Annotated in this window: 20 protein-coding genes; 11 read left to right on the top strand and 9 right to left on the bottom strand. The window is 72.1% G+C overall.

What is annotated here, in order from left to right:
• The first annotated feature begins 120 nt into the window (after positions 1-120).
• The 4 genes from ACZ6MZ_RS12360 to ACZ6MZ_RS12375 all read left to right on the top strand — a co-directional run bounded on the left by ACZ6MZ_RS12360 (position 121) and on the right by ACZ6MZ_RS12375 (position 6,021).
• Positions 121-2,142 carry an NADPH-dependent 2,4-dienoyl-CoA reductase gene (locus ACZ6MZ_RS12360; protein ID WP_469351452.1) on the top strand — a complete coding sequence of 674 codons (2,022 nt, stop codon included), beginning with the start codon at positions 121-123 and terminating at the stop codon, positions 2,140-2,142.
• A 44-nt stretch (positions 2,143-2,186) separates the two neighbouring features.
• Entirely contained in the window at positions 2,187-2,786 is a 600-nt protein-coding gene (locus tag ACZ6MZ_RS12365) for a PadR family transcriptional regulator (RefSeq protein ID WP_469351454.1), read from the top strand.
• Positions 2,787-2,842: 56 nt separating this feature from the next.
• On the top strand, positions 2,843-4,324 hold the full coding sequence (locus ACZ6MZ_RS12370) for an NAD(P)/FAD-dependent oxidoreductase (protein ID WP_469351455.1): 1,482 nt from the start codon (positions 2,843-2,845) through the stop codon (positions 4,322-4,324).
• Positions 4,325-4,494: 170 nt separating this feature from the next.
• Positions 4,495-6,021, top strand: coding sequence for an SDR family oxidoreductase (locus ACZ6MZ_RS12375; RefSeq protein ID WP_469351457.1), 1,527 nt, complete (start codon positions 4,495-4,497; stop codon positions 6,019-6,021).
• Here ACZ6MZ_RS12375 and ACZ6MZ_RS12380 read toward each other — a convergent pair.
• Positions 5,981-6,934: a M56 family metallopeptidase gene (locus ACZ6MZ_RS12380; protein WP_469351458.1), complete on the bottom strand. Its 954-nt coding sequence runs from the start codon at positions 6,932-6,934 to the stop codon at positions 5,981-5,983. The genes ACZ6MZ_RS12375 and ACZ6MZ_RS12380 overlap by 41 nt on opposite strands.
• 4 nt (positions 6,935-6,938) lie before the next feature.
• Complete coding sequence (locus ACZ6MZ_RS12385; RefSeq protein ID WP_469351787.1) at positions 6,939-7,358, bottom strand: BlaI/MecI/CopY family transcriptional regulator; 420 nt, start codon at positions 7,356-7,358, stop codon at positions 6,939-6,941.
• A gap of 150 nt (positions 7,359-7,508) precedes the next feature.
• Here ACZ6MZ_RS12385 and ACZ6MZ_RS12390 point away from each other — a divergent pair, with 150 nt between their 5' ends.
• Entirely contained in the window at positions 7,509-8,084 is a 576-nt protein-coding gene (locus ACZ6MZ_RS12390) for a TerD family protein (protein WP_384334767.1), read from the top strand.
• 70 nt (positions 8,085-8,154) lie between these two features.
• On the opposite strand, the gene ACZ6MZ_RS12395 is transcribed toward ACZ6MZ_RS12390, so the two are convergent.
• Together ACZ6MZ_RS12395 and ACZ6MZ_RS12400 are read right to left on the bottom strand one after the other, a co-directional pair.
• On the bottom strand, positions 8,155-9,447 hold the full coding sequence (locus tag ACZ6MZ_RS12395) for a cation:proton antiporter (RefSeq protein ID WP_469351460.1): 1,293 nt from the start codon (positions 9,445-9,447) through the stop codon (positions 8,155-8,157).
• 6 nt (positions 9,448-9,453) lie between these two features.
• Positions 9,454-9,939, bottom strand: a complete 486-nt coding sequence (locus ACZ6MZ_RS12400; RefSeq protein ID WP_389790741.1) for a cation:proton antiporter regulatory subunit — start codon at positions 9,937-9,939, stop codon at positions 9,454-9,456.
• Positions 9,940-10,273: 334 nt separating this feature from the next.
• Here ACZ6MZ_RS12400 and ACZ6MZ_RS12405 point away from each other — a divergent pair, with 334 nt between their 5' ends.
• Both ACZ6MZ_RS12405 and ACZ6MZ_RS12410 read left to right on the top strand, forming a co-directional pair.
• Positions 10,274-11,143: an ABC transporter substrate-binding protein gene (locus ACZ6MZ_RS12405; RefSeq protein ID WP_469351462.1), complete on the top strand. Its 870-nt coding sequence runs from the start codon at positions 10,274-10,276 to the stop codon at positions 11,141-11,143.
• 46 nt (positions 11,144-11,189) lie between these two features.
• Positions 11,190-12,173 (top strand): siderophore-interacting protein, encoded by a 984-nt coding sequence (locus ACZ6MZ_RS12410; RefSeq protein ID WP_469351464.1) that lies wholly within the window; start codon positions 11,190-11,192, stop codon positions 12,171-12,173.
• Positions 12,174-12,207: 34 nt separating this feature from the next.
• Here the strand turns inward: ACZ6MZ_RS12410 and ACZ6MZ_RS12415 are convergent, their stop codons facing one another.
• The 3 genes from ACZ6MZ_RS12415 to ACZ6MZ_RS12425 all read right to left on the bottom strand — a co-directional run bounded on the left by ACZ6MZ_RS12415 (position 12,208) and on the right by ACZ6MZ_RS12425 (position 17,011).
• A complete protein-coding gene (locus ACZ6MZ_RS12415; RefSeq protein WP_469351466.1) occupies positions 12,208-15,591 on the bottom strand; it encodes an AfsR/SARP family transcriptional regulator in 3,384 nt (1,127 codons plus the stop codon).
• 122 nt (positions 15,592-15,713) lie between these two features.
• Positions 15,714-16,127, bottom strand: a complete 414-nt coding sequence (locus ACZ6MZ_RS12420; RefSeq protein ID WP_469351468.1) for an ATP-binding protein — start codon at positions 16,125-16,127, stop codon at positions 15,714-15,716.
• Between the two features lie 188 nt (positions 16,128-16,315).
• Positions 16,316-17,011: a phosphotransferase gene (locus ACZ6MZ_RS12425; RefSeq protein WP_469351470.1), complete on the bottom strand. Its 696-nt coding sequence runs from the start codon at positions 17,009-17,011 to the stop codon at positions 16,316-16,318.
• Positions 17,012-17,056: 45 nt separating this feature from the next.
• Here ACZ6MZ_RS12425 and ACZ6MZ_RS12430 point away from each other — a divergent pair, with 45 nt between their 5' ends.
• Positions 17,057-17,806, top strand: a complete 750-nt coding sequence (locus tag ACZ6MZ_RS12430) for a TetR/AcrR family transcriptional regulator (RefSeq protein WP_469351472.1) — start codon at positions 17,057-17,059, stop codon at positions 17,804-17,806.
• A 101-nt stretch (positions 17,807-17,907) separates the two neighbouring features.
• Here the strand turns inward: ACZ6MZ_RS12430 and ACZ6MZ_RS12435 are convergent, their stop codons facing one another.
• On the bottom strand, positions 17,908-18,801 hold the full coding sequence (locus tag ACZ6MZ_RS12435) for an SDR family oxidoreductase (protein WP_384192401.1): 894 nt from the start codon (positions 18,799-18,801) through the stop codon (positions 17,908-17,910).
• A 93-nt stretch (positions 18,802-18,894) separates the two neighbouring features.
• A complete protein-coding gene (locus tag ACZ6MZ_RS12440) occupies positions 18,895-19,653 on the bottom strand; it encodes an SDR family oxidoreductase (RefSeq protein ID WP_469351475.1) in 759 nt (252 codons plus the stop codon).
• Between the two features lie 343 nt (positions 19,654-19,996).
• Between ACZ6MZ_RS12440 and ACZ6MZ_RS12445 the strand changes: the two genes are divergently transcribed.
• The 3 genes from ACZ6MZ_RS12445 (at position 19,997) to ACZ6MZ_RS12455 (ending at position 24,167) form a co-directional block, all read left to right on the top strand.
• Positions 19,997-22,189: a discoidin domain-containing protein gene (locus ACZ6MZ_RS12445; protein ID WP_469351477.1), complete on the top strand. Its 2,193-nt coding sequence runs from the start codon at positions 19,997-19,999 to the stop codon at positions 22,187-22,189.
• Positions 22,190-22,546: 357 nt separating this feature from the next.
• Positions 22,547-23,077 carry an NUDIX hydrolase gene (locus ACZ6MZ_RS12450; protein ID WP_469351479.1) on the top strand — a complete coding sequence of 177 codons (531 nt, stop codon included), beginning with the start codon at positions 22,547-22,549 and terminating at the stop codon, positions 23,075-23,077.
• 235 nt (positions 23,078-23,312) lie between these two features.
• Positions 23,313-24,167: a glycoside hydrolase family 75 protein gene (locus ACZ6MZ_RS12455; protein ID WP_469351482.1), complete on the top strand. Its 855-nt coding sequence runs from the start codon at positions 23,313-23,315 to the stop codon at positions 24,165-24,167.
• The last annotated feature ends 99 nt before the right edge of the window (positions 24,168-24,266 follow it).

Consider the following 24,266-nt stretch of genomic DNA (forward strand, 5'->3'; position numbering starts at 1 on the left):
CGTCGCGGGGGCGCGGCGGTACGCGAGGAGATTCGCCCCACACTTCTTGTGCAACTAGTTGCACAAGAAGTGTGGGGCGGGCTACAACGTGGGCGAGACCTCACCCAAGGAGCCGCCCTCATGTCCCCGTACCCCCATCTGCTCAGCCCGCTCGACCTGGGCTTCGTCACCCTGCCCAACCGGGTGCTGATGGGGTCGATGCACATCGGGCTGGAGGAGGCGGAGAACGGCTTCGCCCGGATGGCCGCGTTCTACGCCGCGCGTGCGCGCGGCGGGGCCGGCCTCATGGTGACCGGCGGCATCGCGCCCAATGAGCGGGGCAGGCCGTACGAGGGCGGGGCCAAGCTGACGACGGAGGCCGAGGCCGGCCGGCACCGGCAGGTCACCGACGCGGTGCACGCGGCGGGCGGCCGGATCGCCCTGCAGATCCTGCACTTCGGGCGGTACGCCTATCACCAGGACCTGGTGGCGCCCAGCGCGCTCAAGGCCCCCATCAGCCGGCACGTCCCGCACGCCCTTACGGACGCCGAGGTCGAGGAGACCGTCGAGGACTTCGTACGGGCGGCGGAACTGGCACGCTCCGCGGGGTACGACGGCGTCGAGGTGATGGGCTCCGAGGGCTATCTGATCAATGAGTTCATCGCGGGCGTGACCAACCGGCGCGCTGACCGGTGGGGCGGCTCGTACGAGAACCGGATGCGCTTCCCGCTGGAGATCGTGCGCCGTATCCGGGAGCGCGTCGGCCCCGAGTTCATCCTGATCTACCGGCTGTCGACGCTCGATCTGATACCGGGCGGCTCCTCACTGGACGAGGTCATCACCCTCGCCCAGGCCGTCGAGGCGGCCGGCGCGACCCTCATCAACACCGGGATCGGCTGGCACGAGGCCCGAATCCCCACCATCGCGACCTCGGTGCCGCGCGGCGCGTACTCCTGGGTGACGCAGAAGCTGATGGGCTCGGTGTCCGTGCCGCTGATCACCAGCAATCGCATCAACACCCCTGAGGTGGCCGAGCGGTTGCTCGCCGAAGGCCGCGCCGACATGGTCTCGCTCGCGCGTCCGTTCCTCGCGGACCCCGACTTCGTGGCCAAGGCACGGGAGGGGCACGCCGACGCCATCAACACCTGTATCGGCTGCAATCAGGCGTGTCTCGACCACACCTTCAGCGGACGGATCACCTCCTGTCTGGTCAATCCGCGGGCCTGTCACGAGACCGAGCTGCTGCTCTCCCCCACCCGGCGCCGCAAGCGCGTCGGCGTGGTCGGGGCCGGTCCCGCCGGACTCGCGCTCGCCGTCTCCGCGGCCGAGCGGGGACACGAGGTGACGCTGTACGACGCGGCCGGCGAGATCGGCGGACAGCTCAACCTCGCCAAACGGGTGCCCGGCAAGGAGGAGTTCGACGAGACGCTGCGCTACTTCCGTAACCGGCTTTCCCGGTACGAGGTGGAGCTCCGCCTCAACACCCGTGTCACGGCCGAGGAGTTGGCGGACGCCGGTTACGACGAGATCGTCGTGGCGACCGGCGTGATCCCCCGCACCCCCGAGATCCCCGGGGTGGACCATCCGAGCGTGGTCAGCTATCTCGACGTCCTGCGCGGCGCGGCGCGGGTCGGCGAGCGCGTCGCGATCATCGGCGCCGGCGGAATCGGCTTCGATGTCGCGGAGTTCCTCACGGACGGCGGCGAGGGGGCGAGCCTCGACCCGGAGACGTACTTCCGCCACTGGGGTGTCGACACCGGCTACCACTCCCCCGGCGGGCTGCGCGCGCCCGAGCGCCCGAAGCCGCCCCGTACCGTCCATCTGCTCCAGCGCGGAACGGACAAGGTCGGCGCCGGGCTCGGCAAGACCACCGGATGGATTCATCGCACCGAGCTGAAGCACCGCGGTGTGACCATGGTCGCCGGGGTCACCTACGACCGGATCGACGACGCGGGGCTGCATCTCACCGTCGACGGCGGCTCCACGGTGCTGCCGGTGGACACGGTCGTGCTGTGCGCGGGACAGGAGCCGCGGCGCGGACTGTACGAGCGGCTGCGCGCGGCCGGGAAGTCCGTCCATCTCATCGGCGGCGCGGACGTCGCGGCCGAACTGGACGCGAAACGCGCCATCGACCAGGGCACCCGGCTGGCCGCGACTCTCTGACCGGGGCCCGGCCCCGGGCCCGGGAGCGAATCTAGGATGCCGATATGTCCCTCCCGCATGCCATCCTCACCGCCCTGCTCGAAAAGCCGTCGTCGGGGCTGGAGCTGACCCGCCGCTTCGACCGGTCGATCGGCTACTTCTGGTCGTCCACGCACCAGCAGATCTACCGGGAGCTGGGGAGGCTGGAGGGGGCCGGGTTCATCCGCGCGCTGCCGTCGGCCCAGCCGGCCCGGGGGCAGAAGAAGGAGTACGAGGTGCTCCCCGCGGGCCGCGCCGAGCTGACCACGTGGGTGTCCACGGCGGAGGACCCCAAGCCGGCCCGGGACGCGCTGCTGCTGCGGATGCGCGCCGCCGCGGTGGTCGGCACCCACGGTCTCGGCTCCGAGCTGCGCCGCCATCTGGCTCTGCATCAGGAGCAGTTGGCGGAATACGCCGGAATCGAGGAGCGCCACTTCCCGCCGGAGAAGGACGCCGAGGAGGACCGGCTGCGCCATCTGGTCCTGCGCGCCGGCATCGATCTGGAGCGCTTCTGGATCGAGTGGCTCGCGCGGGCGATCACCCAACTCGGCGACGGGGAAAGGCCGTTCGAAGACTGTCCGGATGAAGACCCGACGGAACGGGAGCACCGGGAAAAGGGCGCATAGTTGCCGTAATCACGGCATCGTGTCGCGGGAGTACCGAACCCCCCGGAGGGACGAGCATGGTGAACTCGGCAGGCGCGGGCACCGACGCGGCGGACGGGAACGGTCCGCACCGCTCCCCGGAACGCCGGACACGTCATGCCGTGGTCGTCGGCGGGAGTATCGCGGGTCTGCTGGCCGCCCAGGCGCTCGCCGCCCACGCCGACCGCGTGACCGTCGTCGAGCGCGACCGTTTCCCCGACGGTCCCGAGCCGCGGGCCGGTGTCCCGCAGAGCCGCCACACCCATGTCCTGCTGCCCGGCGGGCAGCGGGCGCTGGACGCGCTGCTCCCCGGGATCGTCGCCGAACTGCGCGAGCACGGCGCCCCCCGGCTCGGGATGCCCAGCGACCTCGTGCAGTGGCAGGCCCGGCGCTTCTACCGGCGCACCACCGCCACCGCCCATGTCCTCACCGGCTCGCGGCCGATGCTGGAGTGGCTGGTGCGGCGACGGGTCCTGGCCGACGCCCGGATCACGGCGGTGGAGGGCTCGGAGGTCGTCGGGCTGGTCGGCGACTCCGCCCGCGTCCGGGGCGTACGGCTGCGCGAGCGCGGGGCGAAGACCCGTCACGACGTACGGGCGCTCGCCGCCGACCTGGTCGTGGACGCCTCGGGACGCGGCTCCCGCGCCCCCGGCTGGCTGGCCGCGATCGGCGCGGAAGCGCCGCACGAGGAGACACTCGACACCGGTCTCGCCTACGCGACCCGCCTCTACCGCGCCGGGGAGGACGCCGAGGGGACGGACTGTCTCGGCTACTACTTCGTCGCGGGCCGCGACCAGGTCCACGGCGGGGTCGTCCTGCCCATCGAGGGCGGCCGTCATCTCGTCACCCTCTCCGGGCTGCGCGGCAGTGAACCGCCCTCGGACGACGACGCGTTCACCGATTTCGCGGCCCGGCTCCCCCATCCGGTGCTGCACGAATGGCTGCTGAGGGCTCAGCCCGAGTCATCGGTGCACGCGTTCCGCTCGACGGCCAACGTCCGCCGCCGGTACGACCGTCCCGGCCGCCGTCCGGCCGGATTCCTCGCCACCGGCGACGCACTGTGCGCCGTCAACCCGGTGTACGGGCAGGGCATGGCGGTCGCCGCGCTCAGCGCGCTCGCGCTGCGTGACGCCCTCGCCGGTCCTCGCCGTACGCCGACGACCCGACGCGTACAACAGACCCTGCTCAAGGCCGCACGGCAGGCCTGGGACATCGCGGCAGGGGCGGACCGGGAGCTGCCGGGCGCCAGGGGCGACGCCGCCAGGACGCGCGCGGTGGAGCGGCCGGTGGCCTGGTATCTCGCGCGGGTGCTGGAGCGCGCCCCCGGTGATCCGGTCGTCGGGGACGCCTTCCGCTCCGCGTACTTCCTGATCGCGCCGGTCACCGCGCTCTTCGCTCCGCGCGTGATGCGTGCGGTGCTGTCCGGTCAGGTCCGGCCGACACCGCCGGAACCCCCGATGCGGCCGGAACACCCGGACCACCGAGGTCCCCGCGACCGCGTCGGCCGCACGCTCACCTGACCTCGGCCGGCTCCGCCGGACCGCCGCCGCCTTGCTGATCGTCTTTTCCGGGCACACGCTCACCCTGTAGAACCCCGATCGTCCGGCCGCACGCGTGACAGCGGTCTCCGAAGGCCGTGCGAGAACGCCGGGGGCCGCACCGGAACCCGTACCGGAACAGGGAGTGGCGCATGACAACGGACATCGAAGGCGCCGGACTGCGCTGTCTGGTGACCGGGGCCACGGGATACATCGGCGGCCGGCTGGTGCCCGAACTGCTGGACGCGGGCCATTCGGTGCGCTGTCTGGCCCGGACGCCGGACAAGCTGCGCGACCACCCCTGGGTCGGCCGCGTGGAGGTCGTACGCGGCGATGCCACCGACGCCGGGTCGGTCGGCGCGGCCATGGAAGGCATCGACGTGGCGTACTACCTGGTGCACGCGCTGGGCACCGGCCGGGATTTCGCCGCGACGGACCGCCTGGCGGCCCGGATCTTCGCCGAGCGGGCGAAGGCCGCGGGGGTGCGGCGGATCGTCTATCTGGGCGGGCTCACCCCGGCCGGAGTGCCCGAGTGGGAGCTCTCGCCGCACCTGCGCTCGCGCGCCGAGGTCGGCCGTGTCCTCCTCGACTCGGGGGTACCGACGGCGGTCCTGCGCGCCGCCGTCATCATCGGTTCCGGCTCCGCCTCCTTCGAGATGCTGCGCTATCTGACCGAACGGCTGCCGGTGATGGTGACCCCGAGCTGGGTGCGTACCGCCATTCAGCCGATCGCGGTACGGGACGTGCTGCGGTATCTCGTGGGCTGCGCGCGGCTGCCCTCCGAGGTCAGCAGGACCTTCGACATCGGCGGCCCCGAGGTGCTGACGTACCGGGACATGATGCAGCGCTACGCGGCGGTGGCCGGGCTGCCGCGGCGGCTCATCTTCCCGGTGCCCGTTCTGACGCCGGGCCTGTCCAGCCACTGGATCGGTCTGGTGACCCCCGTCCCGCGGTCGATCGCCCGGCCACTGGCGGAGTCCCTGCGCCATGAGGTCATCTGTCACGAACGGGACATCGCGCGGTACGTCCCCGATCCCCCGGAAGGCCCTGTCTCCTTCGACCGCGCGGTCGAGCTGGCGCTGCGGCGCATCCAGGACGCGCGGGTGACCACCCGCTGGTCGTCCGCCTCGGTGCCCGGCGCGCCGAGCGATCCGCTGCCCACCGATCCCGACTGGGCCGGCGGCAGCCTCTACAGCGACTGCCGCGAACTGACCGTGGACTCCTCGCGCGAATCCCTGTGGCGCGTCATCGAAGGCATCGGCGGGGTCAACGGCTGGTACTCGTTCCCGCTGGCCTGGGCGGTACGCGGCTGGCTCGACCGGCTGGTCGGCGGCGTCGGGCTGCGCCGGGGCAGACGGGACGCGCAGCGGCTGCGGGTCGGTGACTCGCTGGACTTCTGGCGGGTGGAGGAGATCGAACCGGGCAGGCTGCTGCGGCTGCGCGCCGAGATGCGGCTTCCGGGGCTCGCCTGGCTGGAGCTGCGCGTGGACCAGGACGACAAGGACCGGACGGTGTTGCGGCAGCGGGCGCTGTTCCATCCGCAGGGGCTGCTGGGGCACGCGTACTGGTGGAGTGTCTGGCCGTTCCACGCGGCGGTGTTCGGCGGGATGGCCCGCAATATCGGCCAGGCGGCCGGACTCACAGCGGCGTCGACGCCTTCAGGACGAGAAAGAGCGTGACCGTCGCGTTCGCCGAGGAGAGGGCGGAGCCGAGCGTCCCCGCGGCCGCCGCCCAGGCGGCCAGCCCCACCGCGGTGAACACCGGCGGCCAGCTGACGGCCGAGGGGGCGGGTCCGAGCAGGGCGGCCACCCGGCGCGGGACCGGCCCGGCTCCCTGCGCGGCGAAACCGGCCAGCGTCGGGGCGGGGGTAGCCCGGGAGACGAGCGCCGCCTTGCCGATGGCGCGTGCCAGGACCGTGCGTTCCCCGGTGACCCGGGCCGCCTCCTCGTCCGCCCAGCGCTCCGTGGTGTACGCCACCGCGGAACGCAGCGGCCGCAGCAGCGGATTGGCCCGCGCCGCCAGCCGTACGGCCAGCAGGAACCGGTGGTGCCGCCCGCTGAGATGTGCGTGCTCGTGTGCGATCAGCGCCTCCCGCTCGCGGGGGTCCAGGCACGCGAGCATGGCCGTGGACACCACGATCCGGCCGCGCCCGCCGACGCCGTGGCCGGCTCCTGGCAGCGCGTAGGCGTACGGCTCCTCGTCGGTCAGCACGGCGAGTTCGCCCTCGGGCAGCCCGGCCAGGGCCAGCCGCGCGCGTCGGCGCACCCGCCGGTGGCGCCCGGCGGCCGCCGCGCAGCCGACCGCGACCGAGGCGAGAGCGACGATGGCCAGCTTGCCCGCGATCTCGTCGTACGGGACCGCCTCCCGGACCTCGGGGTCCGACCAGGCGTCGGGCAGCGGATTGCCGGGCAGCTGCGCCGTACCGACCACCACCAGCAGCCCCAGGCAGAGGGTGCTGCACAGGGCCAGGACACCGGCCAGCGCCGACAGCAGCCGGGTGGCGATCCGGGGATGGAGATGCTGTTCGGCCAGACGGGCGATGGGCAGCGCGGTCAGCGGCAGTACGAGCGGCAGAAAGACGAACACCCCCACCCCGTCAGCCCTCCGACCCGTCGGAACCGTCGGAACCGTCCTCGGGGAGGCCGAGGAGATCGCGCAGCAGCCGCTCGTCGTCGGGCGAGAGCGTGGTGACGAACCGGGCCAGTACGGCTTCGCGGTCCGCCTCCCCGTCCAGTACCTTGCGCATCCGCAGCGCGGCGAGCCCCGCCTCGTCCGAGGCCGCGCGCCATTCGAAGGAGCGGCCGGCCCGCTCGCGGGTGACCGCCCGCTTGGCCTGCAGCCGGGTCAGGATCGTCATCACCGTCGTGTACGCGAGGTCTCCGCCGAGGCGGTCCTGCACCCAGGAGGCCGTGACGGGCCCCGGCGCCTGCCGCAGCGCGGCGAGGACCTGGGCCTCCAGCTCGCCCTGGCCGCGCCGTCGGGGACGCTCGTCCGGACCGCCGTGCACCCTCACGATGTCTCCCTCCAGCCGCGCGGCCGCACCACGGGGCAGCCGCTCATGGTACTGAGGCCGCACCCGCCGCGCTCGCGGTGGTGCCCCTGCCGCGTTCTTCTACAGTGTTGTAGATTTTCACTACGGTCACCCCATCGACCCAGGAGGAGCAGCGTGGGAGTTTCCCTGTCCAAAGGCGGCAATGTCTCGCTCAGCAAGGAGGCACCGGGGCTGACAGCGGTCCTTGTCGGCCTCGGCTGGGACGTCCGGACGACGACCGGCACCGATTACGACCTGGACGCCAGCGCCCTGCTGTGTGACGACTCCGGCAAGGTCGGGTCCGATCTGGGGTTCGTCTTCTACAACAACCTCACCAGCCCGGACGGTTCGGTCGAGCACACCGGCGACAACCTGACCGGCGAGGGCGAGGGCGATGACGAGGCCATCAAGGTGAATCTGGCGGCCGTGCCCGCCGAGATCACCAAGATCGTCTTCCCGGTGTCGATCCATGACGCCGAGAACCGCGGACAGAGCTTCGGCCAGGTCCGCAACGCCTTCATCCGGGTGGTCAACCAGGCGGGCGGCGCCGAGCTGGCCCGTTACGACCTGAGCGAGGACGCGGCCACCGAGACCGCCATGGTCTTCGGTGAGCTGTACCGCAACGGCGCGGAGTGGAAGTTCCGCGCGGTCGGCCAGGGGTACGCCTCCGGGCTCGCCGGAATCGCGGCGGACTTCGGCGTCGGGGTCTGACACCCGGCGCCGGCGCGGCAGGGGCACAGGACGCAGGGCGCGCGTCCTGTGCCCCGTTCGTTTTCCCGGGTCACCCGTGGGTGGGCGCCGTATCGGTCGTTTCCGGTGCGGTGATTCCCGGCTCGGCCTCTTCCGGCGCGGCCGCCGTCGGGCGGTCCTGCGCGGGCGCCACGGAGACGGCGGCAGAGGCGGCGACCGGCGCCGTGGGCGCGATCCGGCCGATGACCCGCCGGGCCAGGGGCTCCGTCCAGCGGGCGGCCAGCGGCCCGAGGATCACCAGGATGAGGACGTACGCGGTGGCCAGCGGCCCGATCCGCGGCTCCACACCGACCGCGAGACCGGCGATGACGATGGAGAATTCGCCGCGCGCCACGAGCGTACCGCCGGTCCGCCAGCGGCCCGCCGTCCTGACTCCGGCCCGTTTCGCCGCGTACCAGCCGGTGCCGATCTTCGTCGCGGTGGTGATCAGCGCCAGGATGAGGGCCGGGATCAGCACCGGCGGGATGGCGGCCGGATCGGTGTTCAGACCGAAGAAGACGAAGAAGACGGCGGCGAACAGGTCCCGCAGCGGGGCGAGCAGATTGTGCGCGCCTTCGGCCACCTCACCCGAGAGGGCGATGCCGACGAGGAACGCGCCGACGGCTGCGGAGACCTGGAGTTCCTGCGCGACTCCGGCGACCAGAACGGTGAGGCCGAGGACGACCAGGAGCAGCATCTCCGGGTTGTCGGAGGAGACCGCGCGGCTGATCAGCCGGCCGTGGCGCAGGGCCAGATAGAGGACCGCGCCGACGGTGCCGAGCGAGATCAGCAGGGTGAGACTGCCGCCGGCCAGGCTGAGCCCGGCCAGCAGGGCCGTGAGCAGTGGCAGATAGACGGCCATCGCGAGGTCTTCGATGACCAGCACGCCGAGGATGACAGGCGTTTCGCGGTTGCCCAGCCGGCCGAGGTCGCCGAGGACCTTGGCGATGACTCCGGACGAGGAGATCCAGGTGACGCCGGCCAGTGCGACGGCGGCGACCGGGCCCCAGCCCAGGATCAGCGCGGCGGCGGCGCCCGGCACGGCGTTCAGTACGAAGTCGACGATGCCCGAGGGGTACTGCGTCTTGAGATTGCTGACGAGTTCGGAGGCGCTGTACTCCAGCCCCAGCAGGAGCAGCAGCAGGATGACGCCTATCTCCGCGCCGGTGGCGACGAATTCCTCACTGGCGTTGAGTGGAAGCAGGCCGCCGTGGCCGAAGGCGAGCCCGGCGAGCAGATAGAGGGGGATGGAGGAGAAGCCCATCCGTCCGGCTATCCGGCCGAGTATTCCGAGGCTCAGGATGATGGCCCCGAGTTCGATGAGCAGGGCGGTGGTCTCGTGCACGGGCGCTTATCCTCCGGTGATCAGTTCGGCGACGGCATCCACGCCTTCCCGGGTACCGACGACGACGAGGGTGTCCCCCAGGGCGAAGCGGAAGTCCGGGGCGGGCGAGGGGAAGGCGTCGGTGCGGCGCAGGACGGCGACGATGGAGGCACCGGTGCGGGTGCGCGCCTGAGTGGCACCGAGCGTCCGGCCCACGTACGGGGAGCGCTTGGTGACCGGGATGTGCTCGGTGAGCAGGTCGATCTCGAGGTGCTGGTGCAGATGCCCGACGGGGTCGGGCATCAGGAGTTTGGAGAGCGCGGTCGCCTCGTACGGGGCGAGGGCCGTGGCGTCCTTGCAGTTGTCGTCGTCCTCGGGGTCGTGGAAGGCGAGGATGCGCCGCCCGTCCTGGTGCACGACGACCGACAGATGCTTTCCGGCGTCGGTGTTGAGGTCGTAGCGGGTACCGACCCCGGGCAGGGCGGTTTTGCTGACGTGAGCGGTGGGCTCCATGGAAACGCTCCATACGGGCGTGCTGAGTGGTCGGCGGGCATGGGTCCGGCGACGGGCCCTGTTCGACCCGGCGCCAGACAGGAATTCTGCATCATCGGGGGCACGAACCCGCAGTGCAGGCGCACTGCGGGGCTCCGGTGGGAGTCCGCGCGCCCCGGGCTGGGCAGAGAGTGGGTGGCACCCGCACGAACACCGCGCACACGCAGCACGTACACGCACCGCGCACAGGCACCCAGCACAGGCACCGCGCGCCAGCACCAGCACCAGCACCAGCACCAGCACCAGCACCAGGATCGGCACGAGCGGAACGACGACGAGCGGAACGAGGCGAGGCATGAACCCGAGCAACCGCTGGGAGTTCACTGACGACCGCGGCCATCTCACCGTGGCACGGAGCCACCCGGCGCGGGTGGTGGCGTACATACAGGCGGGTGCGACGCTGTGGGACCACGGTCTGCATCCGCTGGGGATCTTCGGTTCCCACCACGACGGCGACACCCCGGACCCGGCGAAGGCGGGCGACCTGCCCCTCGCCGACATGCGCTCCTTCGGCGCGGGCAGCGCCCTCGACCTGGACGCCCTCTACGCGGCCGAGCCGGATCTCGTGGTCGCCGTGAGCTACGGCGGCGGACAGGTGTACGGCATCGACCCGGAGGCGGCGAAGCATCTGGAGGAGCAGGTGCCCGTGGTCGTCCTCGACGTGGGCAAGGACCGCTCGCTCGACGGCATCAGGGACCGGTTCACGGCGCTGGCCCGCTCGCTGCGCACGCCGTTCGAGCCCGCGGTGGCGGACCTGGAGCGTGCGGAGGCCCGGTTGCGCGCACAGACGGCGGGAGCCGGCGGGCCCCGGGTGCTGGCGCTGTCGGCCGCAGGACCGGAGACGGCGTATCTGGCCCGCCCGCTGACCTGGCCCGACCTGCGGGACCTCACGGAGCTGGGGGTGGGGCTGATCGACCCCGAGGAGGGCGCCGGAGCCAACTGGCGCACGGTCGACTGGTCCGAGGCCGCCGCGCTGGAACCGGACGTCGTGCTCACCGATGGGCGCGCGAACGCGGCGCCGCGCGCACAGCTCCGGGAGAACGCGCACTGGCGGGCCATCGAGGAGCGGGCGCGGATCGTGGCGTGGAATCCGGAGGCGCCGTGCAGCCACCGCGCGCACGCCCGGTTCCTGGGCACGGTCGCGGACGCCGTGGGCGGGATGTAGGCGAGCTGTCGGTGGCGTGTCGGCGCCGGCTGCCAGCGTGGCCCGTATGACACACGACACAGACCGGTCCGGCGGCGGCGCCGCGCCCCGAGCCCTGCCGGTACGGACCATCGAGGTGACCCGGGTCGCACAGATCTCCCCGCACATGACACGAATCACCCTCGGCGGACCCGATCTCGCCGATTTCGCTCTCGCCGGACCCGATCAGCAGGTGAAGCTGTACTTCCCCAGGCCGGGGCAGACCGTTCCACGGCTCCCCGGGCCCGGCGAGGACGACGATGTGATGCGCTGGTACGGCGCGTTCCAGGCGATCGAGGAGGCGGAACGGCCCTGGACGCGCAGCTACACCGTCCGGGCGCACGATCCGGCGCGCGGCACGATCGACATCGACTTCGTCCTGCACGGGGGCGGCGAGAGTGGGGCCGCCGGTGCGGAAATGGGCCCGGCGACCCGGTGGGCGCGGTCGGCCGCGCCCGGCGCCGTGCTCGGCATGTTCGGACCGTCGGCGTACTTCGCCACGCCCGTACCGGTCGGGACGACCGACTGGATGCTGCTCGCCGGGGACGAGACGGCTCTGCCGGCGATCGGCACGCTCGTCGAGGCGCTGCCCGAGGGCGCCCGTGCGGTGGTGTTCGTCGAGGTGCTGGACGCTTCGGAGGAACAGCGGTTCGAGACGGCGGGGGATGTGACCGTGCACTGGCTGCACCGCGGCGCGGCCCCGGCCGGGAGCGGCGGTCCGCTGGCCGCGGCGGTGCGCGCCGCGGTGTTTCCGGAGGGCTCGGTCCTCGCGTGGCTCGCGGGGGAGGCGGGCGCGGTGCGTACGCTGCGGCGCCATCTCGTCGAGGAGCGCGGGCTCGGCAAGCGCGCGGTCCACTTCGCCGGCTACTGGCGGCTCGCCCTGACCCAGGACGACGCCCCGACGGAAGCGGACCTGGCGGAGGCGCGTGAACGTCTCGCGGACGCGCGGGCGGCCGGAGCGTCGGAGGAAGGGGCGGCGACGGAAGGGGCGGCGGACCGGGCGCGGACGTAGCACGCCCGGCCCGGCGGCCCCGGCGCGGTACGCGTCAGATCAGGGCGGCGGCTTCCCGCACCGGGAGGCCGGCGCCCTCGGCGTGGGCGCGGGCGTACGTCCGCTCGTCCAGCACCGCGCGCACCGCGGCCTCGGCCCGCGCCAGGGTCTCCGTGTCGGACGCGGACGGGAAAGGCCCCAGCGCGAGGCCCTCCGGCAGCGCGGTGTGGTGCTCGTACGCGCCCAGCAGCCGCGCCGCGTCCTCGGCGGCCCCCAGATGTGCCTTGGCCCACGCCGCACAGAGGAATTGACGGACGATCAGGTGCGGGGCCACCAGGTAGGCCAGGCTGTCGAGCCGCAGTACGGCCTGGACCGCCCGGTCCCGCGCCCGTGAATACTCCCCGTCCAGACAGTCCAGCCAGCCGTGCGTGCCCGCGGCCATCCCGCCGAAGAGCACCTGCCCGGAGAAGGCGGCCGACTGTTCCAGCGCGCGCAGTTGCGCCCGCGCGAGTTCCGTACGTCCGGTGCGTCCGTAGCGCCTGGCCAGCAGCAGCCGGGCCGTGCCGACGCTCTGGACGATGCCCTCCCCCGCTTCCTCCACCGCCTCGCGCAGCAGCCGCTCCGCGTCCTCCTCGGCGGCCGCGTCCCCGGCGGACTCCAGCCGTACGGACGCCAGCCTGGCCTTGAAGAGCGGCACTTGCCCGGGTGCGCCGATCCGCGCGCAGCTCTCCATGGCCCGTTCGAAGTCGGCGGCGGCCTCCTCGTACCGCCCCTGGCGCTGATACGTCTCTCCGCGCGCCGACAGCGCCTCGGCGATGGCGACGAGATCGCCCGCCCGCTCGAACAGGGCCAGTGCCTCGTCCGTGTCCAGCTCCGACCGAGCCGGTCCGCCGGGACGGTCGTTGAGCAGTTTCGCCCGCAGCATCAGCGCCACACCGAGATTCCAGCCGTCCGCCTGCTCACGGGAGGCCCGCGCCATCGCGTCCAGCATCTCCCCCAGCCCCGCGAACTCACCGGTCATCAGCCGGGCAGAGAACCACATGGTGCCCGGCTGCCGGCAGGTCTGCGGCAGCCCGGGGCGGTAGGCCGCCACGATCGCGCGCAGCCGTGCCCGCGTCTCCGGCCGGTCCGGCGCCGCGCTGTCCTCCCCGGCGCTCCACAGCGACAGCAGCCGTACGCCGCGCCGCGCCTCCCACACCTGCTCCTCCGGCCAGGGCGGCGCGAGCGCCGTACAGGGCTCGGCCAGCGGCACGGCGGGCCGTACGGGCGCCCGGAAGGGATCGGGGCCGAGCGCGGCGGCCGCGGTGGACCAGGCGAGGGCATCGCTGCGGTGGTTGCGCAGTTGCCAGAACCAGCTCATCGAGAGCGCGAGGCAGAGCGCCTCCTGCTCCTCCTGGTGGCCGACGGCCGTGCGCAGCGCGGTGCGTACGTTGTCGTGCTCCCGCTCGAACTGTTCCAGCCGGCGGGCCTGGTGCGGTCCGCGCAGCTCCGGGTCGCCGGTGCGGACCAGCTCCCGGTAGGCGGCGAGATGCCGCAGCTCGGCCGCCACCCGCTCCCCGGACGCGTCCAGCCGCTCGGCGGCGTACTCACCGACGGTCTCCAGCAGCCGGTAGCGCATCCCGTCCGCCCGCTCGGGGGCCGCGACCACCAGCGACTTGTCGACCAGGGACGCGAGGAGCCCGAGGGTGTCCTCCTCGATGTCGTCCTCGGCGCAGACGAGTTCGGCCTCCGCGAGGGCGCAGCCGCCGGAGAAGACGGACAGCCGGCGCAGCACGGCCCGTTCGCCCTCCGTGAGCAGGTCCCACGACCAGTCCACGACGGCCCGCAGGGTCTGCTGTCTGGCCAGTACGGTCCTGCTGCCGCTGCCCGCGCCGAGCAGCCGGAACCGGTCGTCGAGCCGGTCCGCGATCTGGCGCGGCGCGAGGACCCGCAGCCGCGCGGCCGCCAGTTCGACGGCGAGCGGCAGACCGTCGAGCCTGCGGCAGATCTCGGCGCAGGCGAGCGGATCGTCGGCGGTACGGAATCCCGGGCGTGCGGCGGCGCCGCGTTCGGCGAGGAGCCGCAGCGTCACGTCCTGCGGCAGCGGCCCGACCTGCTGTACGGACTCCCCCGGCACGCCCAGCGGTTCGCGGCTGGTGGCCAGCACGCTCACCCCGGGGCAGTCGGCGAGGACGGTCTCGGCCAGTTCGGCGGCCGCGCCGATCACATGCTCGCAGTTGTCCAGGACGATCAGCATCCGCCGCTGCCCGCAGTGCTCGGCCAGCTGGGCGAGGGGATCGCGGGCCGCCGCCTCCCCGGCGTCCGGGCCACGGACCACCGTCTCGCGGGCGCCGAGCGCGGTGAGGACCGCTTCGGGCACGGTCGCCGCGTCGCGTACAGGCGCCAGCTCGGCCACCCAGACGCCGTCCGGCCATGCCGGGGCAACAGCCCGGGCGGCTTCCAGGGAGAGCCTGGTCTTGCCGGCACCGCCGGGGCCGGCCAGCGTGATCAGCCGTGCGGTCCGCAGCTCGCTGGCGAGGACGGCCAGCTCCGGTTCCCGGCCGACGAAGGAGGTGAGGCGGTCCCGGAGGTTGCCGAGGGTGGTCCGGCCGGAGGTGGTCCGGCCGGAGGTGGTCAGTCCTGCGGGGGTCCGGCCGGAGGTGGTCAGTCCTGCGGGGGTCCGGCCGGGGGCGGTCCGGCCCGGAGCGGGTGCGGCGGTCCCGTCCTCGGCGAGCAGTGCGGCGTGCAGCGCGCGCAGCTCACGGCCGGGCCCGGTGCCCAGGCGTTCGGCGAGCCGGGCGCGTACGTCCTCGTACGCCTGCAGCGCCTCGGCCGGCCTGCCGGCCGCTCGCAGGGCCCGGATCCGCAGCGTCTCCACGCGCTCGTCCAGCGGCAGTTCGGCGGCGAGGGCCGCGAGCCCGGCGAGGGCCTGTTCCGGCCGGCCGCGCTCCACGTCGGCGGCCAGCCGGGTCCGGCGGGCCTCGGTACGCCGCTGTTCCGCGCGTACGGATAGCGGATCGGCGTCCCGTCCCGGGAGATCCGCCAGCGCGGGCCCGTCCCAGAGCGCCAGGGCGTCGTCCAGCAGTGCGGCGGCCCGGTCGGCGTCGCCGCCATGGAGCGCGTCGTCGCCCGCCGCGGCGAGCCGCTCGAAGCGGAAGAGGTCGATGTCCTCGCGCCGGGCCGTCAGCCGGTAGCCGCCGGGCGCCGACGCCACGGCTTCACTGCCGAGGGCCCGCCGCACCCGTCCCACCAGGGCCTGGAGCGCCGCGATCTCGTCGGCGGGCGTGTCCTCGTCCTCGCCCCACACCTGGGCGATCAGCCGCCCGGTGTCCACCACCCCGCCCCCGGCCGCGGCGAGCGCGGCCAGCACCGCCCGCAACCGCGCCCCGCTGAGCGGCACCTCGGTCCCGTCAGGGCGAAACGCCCGGGTGGCGCCGAGTACGCGGTAGCGGTAGGTCACCCGGCCATTGTCCCCGGTGGCCCGGGATCAAGACGCCCCGGGCAGCGCCCGGGGCGTGTGTGCGAAGTCCCGCGACAGGGCAATCGTTGCCGGGAGCCGGGAGCCGGGAGCCGGGAGCAGCGCTAACAGGCCAGGACCGCCTGTACCGTCTTGCCCCTGCCGGGCCCGCCGAGCACGGCGAACCGCCGTGAGAGCTCGCGGACCATCGCGATTCCCCTGCCGCCCTCGGCCATCGCGTCCATCGGGCGCAGCCGCGGCTGTACGGGGCTGTTGTCGTGGACCTCGACGGTGACCCGCCCGTCCCGCACGCTCAGTTGGAGCCGGCAGCTGCTGCGTCCGTGGCGGGTGGCGTTGGTGACCAGTTCGGAGACGACGAGCGTCGCGTCGTCCACCCGGTCCGCCGAGACCGTCTCGCCGCAGCCGTGGCTGAGGTAGGCGGCCGTCAGATGCCGTGCCCAGCGGGCGGATGTCTCCGACTGCGGCAGAACGTACGTGGCGCGTGCGGCACGCCGCCGGGCATGTCCGTGCCCACGCATGGCGATCACTCCCTTCGTCAGGGACCGGGTGCCTGCCCCGAACGGGGAGACCCTCCGGGGCCCTTGCACCGCAGCCGGTCCGTCTTTTGCTGATTCCCGGCTTGCGTGATCGACAATCGTGTGCATTCGACGCGGACTTCCGGACTCCTGCGGCAGCGGGCGGAAGCCGCACGCCCGAGGGGGTCGCCTTATGCCGTCAGATGGGCGAGCGCGTGTCGCAGATGTGCTTCGACGACGCTCCGCATGAACGCGCGGTCCGGGAAGTCCCCTTCGCGAAGCCGCAACGGTCCCGCGACGAGCGAGAGATGCGTGGCGAGCCGGTAGAACCGCAGCCGGTTCTCATCGAGTCCGGCCCGGTGCAACACCGGATAGTCCTCGCCGAACCGGATGCGCAGAAAGACATGCTCCCACTCGACGTCGAAGTACATGAGTCCCTTGATGTCGATGAGCACCGGGTGGCCGTCCGGGTCGACGAGCACATGGTCGGGGCCCAGTTCGCCGTGGATGAGTCCGTACGCGTGGCGCGGCCGCACGGCGGCGGCCAGTTCGCGGGTGACCCGCCCCAACGGGCCCCGCGCGGCGGCCACTCGGCTGTCGCAGCGGGCGGCCTCGGCAAGGTCACGGAGCGCCCGGCCGAGAACGACCTGTTCGCAGGTCCGGTCCTCGCGCACCTCGTCCCCGGCGACGTGCGCGACCTTCCCGAAGGCCGGGCCCCGCTGTGCCTGCATCGCGGCGAGCATCTTGCTCACGCGTGTCATGACCGCCCGGGCACTGTCGCGGTCACGCTGGAGCAGCGCCTCCAGCGGGCCACCGCGGACGTCCCACGACTGCTCCGAGAAGCGGCAGCCACGCCGGCGGGGCGCCGGGGGCGTAACGTTTGACACATATATGCGATAGCAGCGCTACGCCCTCATTGGTAGCATCCTCGTATGAGCACGCGAACACGCATTCTGGAGGTGGCCGCCGATCTGCTGGCGAAGTCGCCCGACGGCGAGATTTCCACGCGGGCGGTCTGTGAGGCCGCTCAGGTCGGGGCACCGGTGCTCTACCGGCAGTTCGGCGACAAGGAAGGGCTCCTCTCCGCTGTCGTCGACCATGGCTTCGACACCTATCTGGCGACCAAGCGGGCGCGGGAGCTCAGCTCCGACCCGATCGAGGATCTGCGCAACGGCTGGGACACCCATGTCGAGTTCGCGGTGACGCATCCGAATCTGTACCGGCTGATGAACTCCCCCTCGATGCACAAGCCGCCCACCTCGGCCCTGGAGTCGCATCAGATCCTCACCCGCGACCTGGAACGGGCGGCGGCCCAGGGCAAGCTGCGGATCTCCCCCGATCTCGCCGCTCAGATGGTCATGTCGGCCAATGTCGGTGTGGCGCTGATGCTGGTCGCCCGTCCCGCCACCTTCACCGACCCCGATCTGTCGCGGCGGGTGCGGGACGCGGTGCATGCCTCGGTCTTCACTCCCGAGGCGATGTACGGCACGGCCCCGGCCGGCGATGCGGCCCCGGCCGCCGTTCCCACGGGGCCCGGCACCGAGACACCGGCGGCCGCGGCCCGCCTGGGGGCGCTGGTGCGGCAGTCGCCGCCGGCGGCCCTGACCACCGTCGAGGCCGCGCTGCTGACCGAGTGGCTGGAGAAGGTGTCGAACGCCCCCCAGGCCGCGGCCTCCGCCTAGGTCCTGTCCGGCGGATCCCCCACCTCCGGTACACACCGCGGGCCGTGTCCCCCACGTGGGGGACGCGGCCCGCGGGTCCTGGCCGGGCAGATCCCTCGCTGTCACGCGGCGTGCGGGGCCAGCAGGTCCGCGAGACCGATGCGGGTGAGAAACTCGCCGCGCACCCGGTCGGCCACATCGCTGACCTCTTCGGAGCCGTCGTTCGCCGGGTCGACATGGACGCGGAAGGGCCGCTCGCCGTGCGGTGCGTCGACGACCTTGACGATGGCGTCGGCGACCTGGCTGACATCGGCGTCGGCCGGGGCCAGGGCGGCCAGCCGCTGGGACACCTGGTCCATCAGACCCGCGTAGTGCTCCTCGTATGCCTTGACGATGTTCTCGTCGGCGGGGTGTCCGCCGGTGGCGAAGTGGTTGGTCCCCGAGGTGAAGGAACCGGGCACGACGATGGACGTCTCGATGTCGAAGCGGGCGAGCTCCGCCGCGTAACTCACCGCGAGGGCGTCCATGGCGGACTTGGCCGCGAAGTAGGGGGCGAGATAGGGCGGGGTGCCCCCCTTGGTGCTGGTGGAGCCGATCCACACCACCAGTCCGTGCCGCTGGGCACGCAGCTGCGGCAGGGCCGCCCGGTTGAGCCGCTGAGTGCCGAGGACATTGGTGTCATAGACGGCCGCGAGCTCTTCGGTAGTGAAGGCCTCGGTCGGGCCCGTCACCATGTGGCCGGCGTTGTGGATCAGGACATCGAGGGTCGGCCGCTCGCTGAGTATGGTCGCGACCGCGGCGTCGGCCGACTCCTGGGACAGCACGTCGAGTTCGACGGTCCGCAGATCCACGCCGTGCTCAGCGGCGTACGCGGCGGCCTCTTCGACCCTGGGGGCGTTACGGCCCGTGGTGTTGCGCATGCCCGCGTAGACGGTGTGGCCCGAGCGGGCCAGGGCGCGGGCCGCGAGGGCTCCGAAGCCGGATCCGGCACCTGTGATGACGATGGTCTTGCCCATGGCGGAACTCCTTCAAGAAAAAATGTGGGAACGAGAGGGTGGGGAAGCGGAAAACGGGTGGCGAGGGAGAAGACGGGAGGGGCCGGACCGCGGTCAGATGATGCCGCCGTTGGCGCGCAGGACCTGTCCGTTGATCCAGCGGGCGGGGCCTGCCAGGAAGGCGACGACCTCGGCGATGTCCTCCGGGGTGCCCAGGCGCTCCAGGGGCGGCTGGGCCGCCATCCGCGCGATGGTCTCCTCGTCCTTGCCGTCCAGGAACAGGGCGGTCGCGGTCGGTCCCGGCGCCACCGCGTTGACGGTGATGTCCCGTCCGCGCAGCTCACGGGCGAGGATCAGCGTTATCGCCTCGACGGCGCCCTTGCTGGCCGCGTACGCGGCATAGCCGGGGAGGGCCAGGGCCAGCACGGAGGTGGAGAAGTTGATGATCGCTCCACCGTCGCGGAGCCGGCGCGCCGCCTGCTGGTCGACGACGAAGGTGCCGCGGATGTTGGTGCGGTGCATCCGGTCGAGGGCGTCGAGATCGGTCTCGACCAGCGGCGCCAGGGTCATGGTGCCCGCGGCGTGCACGACCACGTCGACTCCGCCGTAGGTCTCCGTGGCGGTGTCGAAGACCGCGGCGACGGCCGCCTCGTCGGCTACGTCGGCCTTCGCCGCGATGGCCTGGCCGCCCGCGGTGGTGATCGCCTCGACCGCGGTGTCGGCCTCCGTCTTGTTCCCCGCGTAGACAACGACGACCGCGAAACCGTCCGCCGCCAGACGCTCGGCGCTCTGCCGGCCGATGCCCCGGGAGCCGCCCGTGACGATGGCGACGCGGCGGGCGGGGGTCGTGTTCTGCGTGGTGTTCTCCGTCATGGCCATGCTCCGTTCCGGTCTGGGTGCGCTCTCCGCATCCCGTTGGAACAACGCTAACACTCATTCGTTAGCGTCGCTACCCCAGGCTCGTAGCAACGCTCCACTTCCTCGGGTCCGTCGTCAGATCCTGAAAAGACCCCTACCCGGGACACTGAACAAATAGTGACAATCACCGCGACACGCGCGCTATTTGTTGTTCGCACCGGAACGGGTCGCGCCGGTTTCGCGCACAACTCTTGACGTGTACGAAACACGAGAGAAGCATCTCTCCTGCCGAGAGAGCGCTCTCCGGCTTCTTTCCCGCTATGACTGCCCGTCGTCCGATGACTCAGGAGACCTGCCCATGCACGCTCCTCCGCTCTCCTCACCGGCGTTCCGGAGATCCTCGCCCGCGCGCAGGCGGGGACTGGCCGCTTCCGTCGCGGCCACTCTGATCGCCTCGCTGTTACTCCTCATCCCCAGCACCACCGCTCAGGCCGCGCCCACCCTGCTCTCCCAGGGCAAGCCGGTAACCGCCTCCAGCCAGGAGAACGGCGGCACCCCCGCCACCGGCGCCGTCGACGGCGACAACGGCACCCGCTGGTCGAGCGCCGCCGCCGACCCGCAGTGGATTCAGGTGGACCTCGGCTCCACGCTCGCGGTCAGCCAGATCGTGCTGCGCTGGGAAGCCGCCTACGCCAAGGCGTACCGCATCGAGTTCTCCACCAACGGCACGAGCTGGACGAGCGCGTACTCCACCACCACGGGCCCGGGCGGCAACGAGACGCTCAATGTCTCGGGCAGCGCCCGCTACGTACGGGTGTACGGCACGGCCCGCGCCACCCAGTACGGCTACTCCCTCTGGGAGTTCCAGGTCTACGGCGGCACCTCGGGCGGCACCGGTGACCCGCTCCCGGGCGGTGGCGACCTCGGTCCCAACGTGGTGGTCTTCGACCCGTCGACCCCCAATATCCAGGGCAGGCTGGACCAGATCTTCCAGCAGCAGGAGTCGGCCCAGTTCGGCACCGGCCGCTACCAGCTGCTGTTCAAGCCCGGCACGTACAACAACATCAACGCCAACCTCGGCTTCTACACGTCGATCTCGGGCCTCGGCCTGTCGCCCGACGACACCACCTTCAACGGTGATGTGACCGTGGACGCCGGCTGGTTCAACGGCAACGCCACCCAGAACTTCTGGCGCTCCGCCGAGAACCTGGCGCTCAACCCGGTCAGCGGCACCAACCGCTGGGCCGTCGCGCAGGCCGCGCCGTTCCGCCGTATGCACGTCAAGGGCGGGCTCAACCTGGCCCCCAACGGGTACGGCTGGGCCAGTGGCGGCTACATCGCCGACAGCAAGATCGACGGCACCGTGGGACCGTACTCCCAGCAGCAGTGGTACACCCGCGACAGCTCCGTCGGCGGCTGGACCAATGGTGTCTGGAACATGACGTTCTCCGGGGTGGAGGGTGCGCCGGCGCAGAGCTTCCCGAACCCGCCGTACACCACGCTGAACAACACTCCGGTCTCCCGTGAGAAGCCGTTCCTCTACCTGGACGGCAACGCCTACAAGGTGTTCGTCCCCGCCAAGCGCACCAACGCGCGCGGCACCACGTGGGGCAACGGCGCGCCGCAGGGCCAGTCCCTGCCGCTCGACCAGTTCTACGTGGTCAAGCCGGGAGCGACCGCCGCGACGATCAACCAGGCGCTCGCCCAGGGGCTCAACCTCATCTTCACCCCGGGCATCTACCACGTCGACCAGTCGATCAACGTGAACCGCGCCAACACGGTCGTGCTGGGTCTGGGACTCGCGACGATCATCCCGGACAACGGGGTGACGGCCATGAAGGTCGCCGATGTCGACGGAGTGAAGCTCGCCGGCTTCCTCATCGACGCCGGTCCCGTGAACTCCCCGACCCTGCTGGAGGTCGGCCCCCAGGGCTCGGCCACGGACCACTCCGCGAACCCGACCACGGTCCAGGATGTCTTCATCAGGATCGGCGGCGCGGGCCCCGGCAAGGCGACCACCAGCATGGTGATCAACAGCGATGACACGATCATCGACCACACCTGGATCTGGCGTGCCGACCATGGCGCCGGCGTCGGCTGGGAGACCAACCGGGCCGACTACGGCCTCCGGGTCAACGGTGACGATGTGCTGGCGACCGGTCTCTTCGTCGAACACTTCAACAAGTACGACGTCGAGTGGGTCGGCGAGAACGGCCGGACGATCTTCTTCCAGAACGAGAAGGCGTACGACGCGCCGAACCAGGCGTCGATACAGAACGGCAACATCAAGGGGTACGCCGCCTACAAGGTCGCCGACTCCGTCAACAACCACGAGGGCTGGGGGATGGGCAGCTACTGCAACTACACCTCCGACTCGACGATCCAGCAGGACCATGGATTCCAGGCACCGGTCAAACCCGGTGTGAAGTTCCACGATCTGCTGGTCGTCTCCCTCGGCGGCATGGGCCAGTACAACCACGTCATCAACAGCACGGGGTCACCCACCTCGGGCACCTCGACCATCCCGTCGACGGTGACCTCGTTCCCCTAGAGCACATGAGCTCGTAAGGACCACGTGCGCTCTTAAGGAGCGCGTGAGCTGGTAAAGCGGTCCGCACACGCGGGGCCCGGCCTCTGATCGAGGGGCCGGGCCCCGTCCTGCGTGTGGGTGTGTCCTATGCCCCGTCAGCCGAACGGGCCGTCAGACCTTTGGGACGACGGCCACGGACCCCGGACGGCGCAATCTTCATACAATCGGCTCGGTGGCATCCCTAAAGATCCGGGGGCCTCACCGCAGGCCTGTGGCCCGTACGTTCCCCCGCCGGGCCCCGTCCCACCGCCGCTGAGGACGGCGTTTCTCCCCGCGTCCGAATGGCGACGTGATATGCCCGCGAACAGACTTGACGACATGTCGGGCAAGCGAAGCGCGGGGCTCCTTCTGTACCGGGTCACGGACACCGGTCCCGAAGTGCTTCTCGGGCACATGGGCGGGCCGTTCTGGTCGGGCCGCGACTCCGCTGCCTGGTCGATCCCCAAGGGCGAGTACGGCCCCGAGGAGCGGCCCGAGGCCGCCGCCCGCCGCGAATTCCAGGAGGAGCTGGGCCTGCCGCCGCCCGAGGGGCCGTGGACACCGCTCGGCGAGTCCCGTCAGCGGAGCGGCAAGTCGGTCACCGTCTGGGCCGTCGAGGGAGATCTCGACCCCGCCCTGGCCGTGCCCGGCACGTTCACCATGGAGTGGCCCCGGGGATCGGGCGTCCTGCGTGAGTTCCCGGAGCTGGACCGGGTCGCCTGGTTCGTCCTGGCGGACGCGGTGGAACCGCTGGTGACGGGACAGCGTGTGTTCCTCGACCGGCTGGACCAGTGCATACGGGCCGACCGCCGTCCCCCTCCGACCGGCCCGCAGGGCCGGTCCGGCAGCCAGGGCCTGTCTGACACATAGCGCCGTCCGCCCGAGGGGCGCGGCTCGCGCCCGCCGCGGAGCGTCTGATGTCCCGTCGGCTCCTGCCGTCGCACGGCGGAGTGCCTGCGTCGCACCGGGGCCGGGACAGACATGCAGGACAGACATGGCTGACTCCGAACGGCGCAGCGTGTGCGCGTGCCGGGCGCCGCGGGCCGGGCCGGATGTGTCAGACAGGCCCTAGCGGCCTCACCTTCCACGAAAAGGATCTTTCTCCGTGCAGACTCGCACCCATGTTGTCATCGCCGTTGGCACGGCACTGGTGGCCGCCGCGGCACTCCCCGCCATCGTGCTCCCCGCCCTGGCCGAGCCCTCTCACGTCCTGGAACCGCCCTACGCCGCGCCGTCCCCCGCACCCCCGGCCGGCGCGCCGCCCTACACCGCGCCCGCCCCCGCACCGCCCAGCCCCGCGCCGTCCGCCCGTCAGGGCGCGCCGGGCCCGCCCGCCGGGCAGAGGGCGGCCGGCCGCGGCGGTCCCGCCCAGAACTACGAGGTCAGCGCGGCGGACCTGCTGGCCAAGGCCAGCCGCTGCAACCAGATCTCGCAGGGCATGTACCGGCTGGACGAAGGCAGTCCGGGCACGGTCCCCGTCTGCGACGCGAACGGCGCCGTGTTCTGGCAGGCCGACATGGACATCGACTGCGACGGGCAGTCCACGTCGGGGTGCAACGGCGCCACGGACCGGACGTTCCAGACCACGACCGCCTACACACAGTCCGACGGGCAGCCGCTGAATTCGGAGGAGCTGCCGTACATCGTCGTGCCGAACGCGAGCTCGATCTGGAACTTCAGCTCGTCGGGCATCCGGGGCGGCTCCGTAGCGGCCGTCATCCACGGCGAGAAGGTGGAGTACGCCGTCGTCGGCGACACCGGCCCGCCCGGGATCATCGGGGAGGCGTCGTACGGCATGGCCCGCGCCCTGGGTATCCCGTCCGACCCCGATCGCGGCGGCGCCGGCGAGGGGGTGACGTACATCCTCTTCAAGGACTCCCAGATCTCCACCCTCGAAGACCGGGCCGCCACCGTCCAACAGGGCAAGGAACTGGCGAGGAGGTTCGTCGAGGAGAACTAGCGCGAAGAGCCCGAAGAGAAGGGCGGCGCGTTCCTCAGGAGACCGAGGGGTGGCGCGCGGCGGGGGCCCTGTACTGGGCCGGGCCCCGGCCGCCGCACA

It is taken from the genome of Streptomyces sp. NPDC042201 (assembly GCF_055582185.1).

What these genes read in the sequence shown, in the direction of transcription:
- ACZ6MZ_RS12375 (WP_469351457.1), top strand. Translation starts at nt 4,495, where the DNA reads ATGACAACGGACATCGAAGGCGCCGGACTGCGCTGTCTGGTGACCGGG.
- ACZ6MZ_RS12450 (WP_469351479.1), top strand. Translation starts at nt 22,547, where the DNA reads ATGTCGGGCAAGCGAAGCGCGGGGCTCCTTCTGTACCGGGTCACGGAC.
- ACZ6MZ_RS12400 (WP_389790741.1), bottom strand. Translation starts at nt 9,939, where the DNA reads ATGGAGCCCACCGCTCACGTCAGCAAAACCGCCCTGCCCGGGGTCGGT.
- ACZ6MZ_RS12435 (WP_384192401.1), bottom strand. Translation starts at nt 18,801, where the DNA reads ATGGGCAAGACCATCGTCATCACAGGTGCCGGATCCGGCTTCGGAGCC.
- ACZ6MZ_RS12440 (WP_469351475.1), bottom strand. Translation starts at nt 19,653, where the DNA reads ATGACGGAGAACACCACGCAGAACACGACCCCCGCCCGCCGCGTCGCC.
- ACZ6MZ_RS12420 (WP_469351468.1), bottom strand. Translation starts at nt 16,127, where the DNA reads ATGCGTGGGCACGGACATGCCCGGCGGCGTGCCGCACGCGCCACGTAC.
- ACZ6MZ_RS12360 (WP_469351452.1), top strand. Translation starts at nt 121, where the DNA reads ATGTCCCCGTACCCCCATCTGCTCAGCCCGCTCGACCTGGGCTTCGTC.
- ACZ6MZ_RS12405 (WP_469351462.1), top strand. Translation starts at nt 10,274, where the DNA reads ATGAACCCGAGCAACCGCTGGGAGTTCACTGACGACCGCGGCCATCTC.
- ACZ6MZ_RS12445 (WP_469351477.1), top strand. Translation starts at nt 19,997, where the DNA reads ATGCACGCTCCTCCGCTCTCCTCACCGGCGTTCCGGAGATCCTCGCCC.
- ACZ6MZ_RS12430 (WP_469351472.1), top strand. Translation starts at nt 17,057, where the DNA reads ATGAGCACGCGAACACGCATTCTGGAGGTGGCCGCCGATCTGCTGGCG.
- ACZ6MZ_RS12370 (WP_469351455.1), top strand. Translation starts at nt 2,843, where the DNA reads ATGGTGAACTCGGCAGGCGCGGGCACCGACGCGGCGGACGGGAACGGT.
- ACZ6MZ_RS12410 (WP_469351464.1), top strand. Translation starts at nt 11,190, where the DNA reads ATGACACACGACACAGACCGGTCCGGCGGCGGCGCCGCGCCCCGAGCC.
- ACZ6MZ_RS12365 (WP_469351454.1), top strand. Translation starts at nt 2,187, where the DNA reads ATGTCCCTCCCGCATGCCATCCTCACCGCCCTGCTCGAAAAGCCGTCG.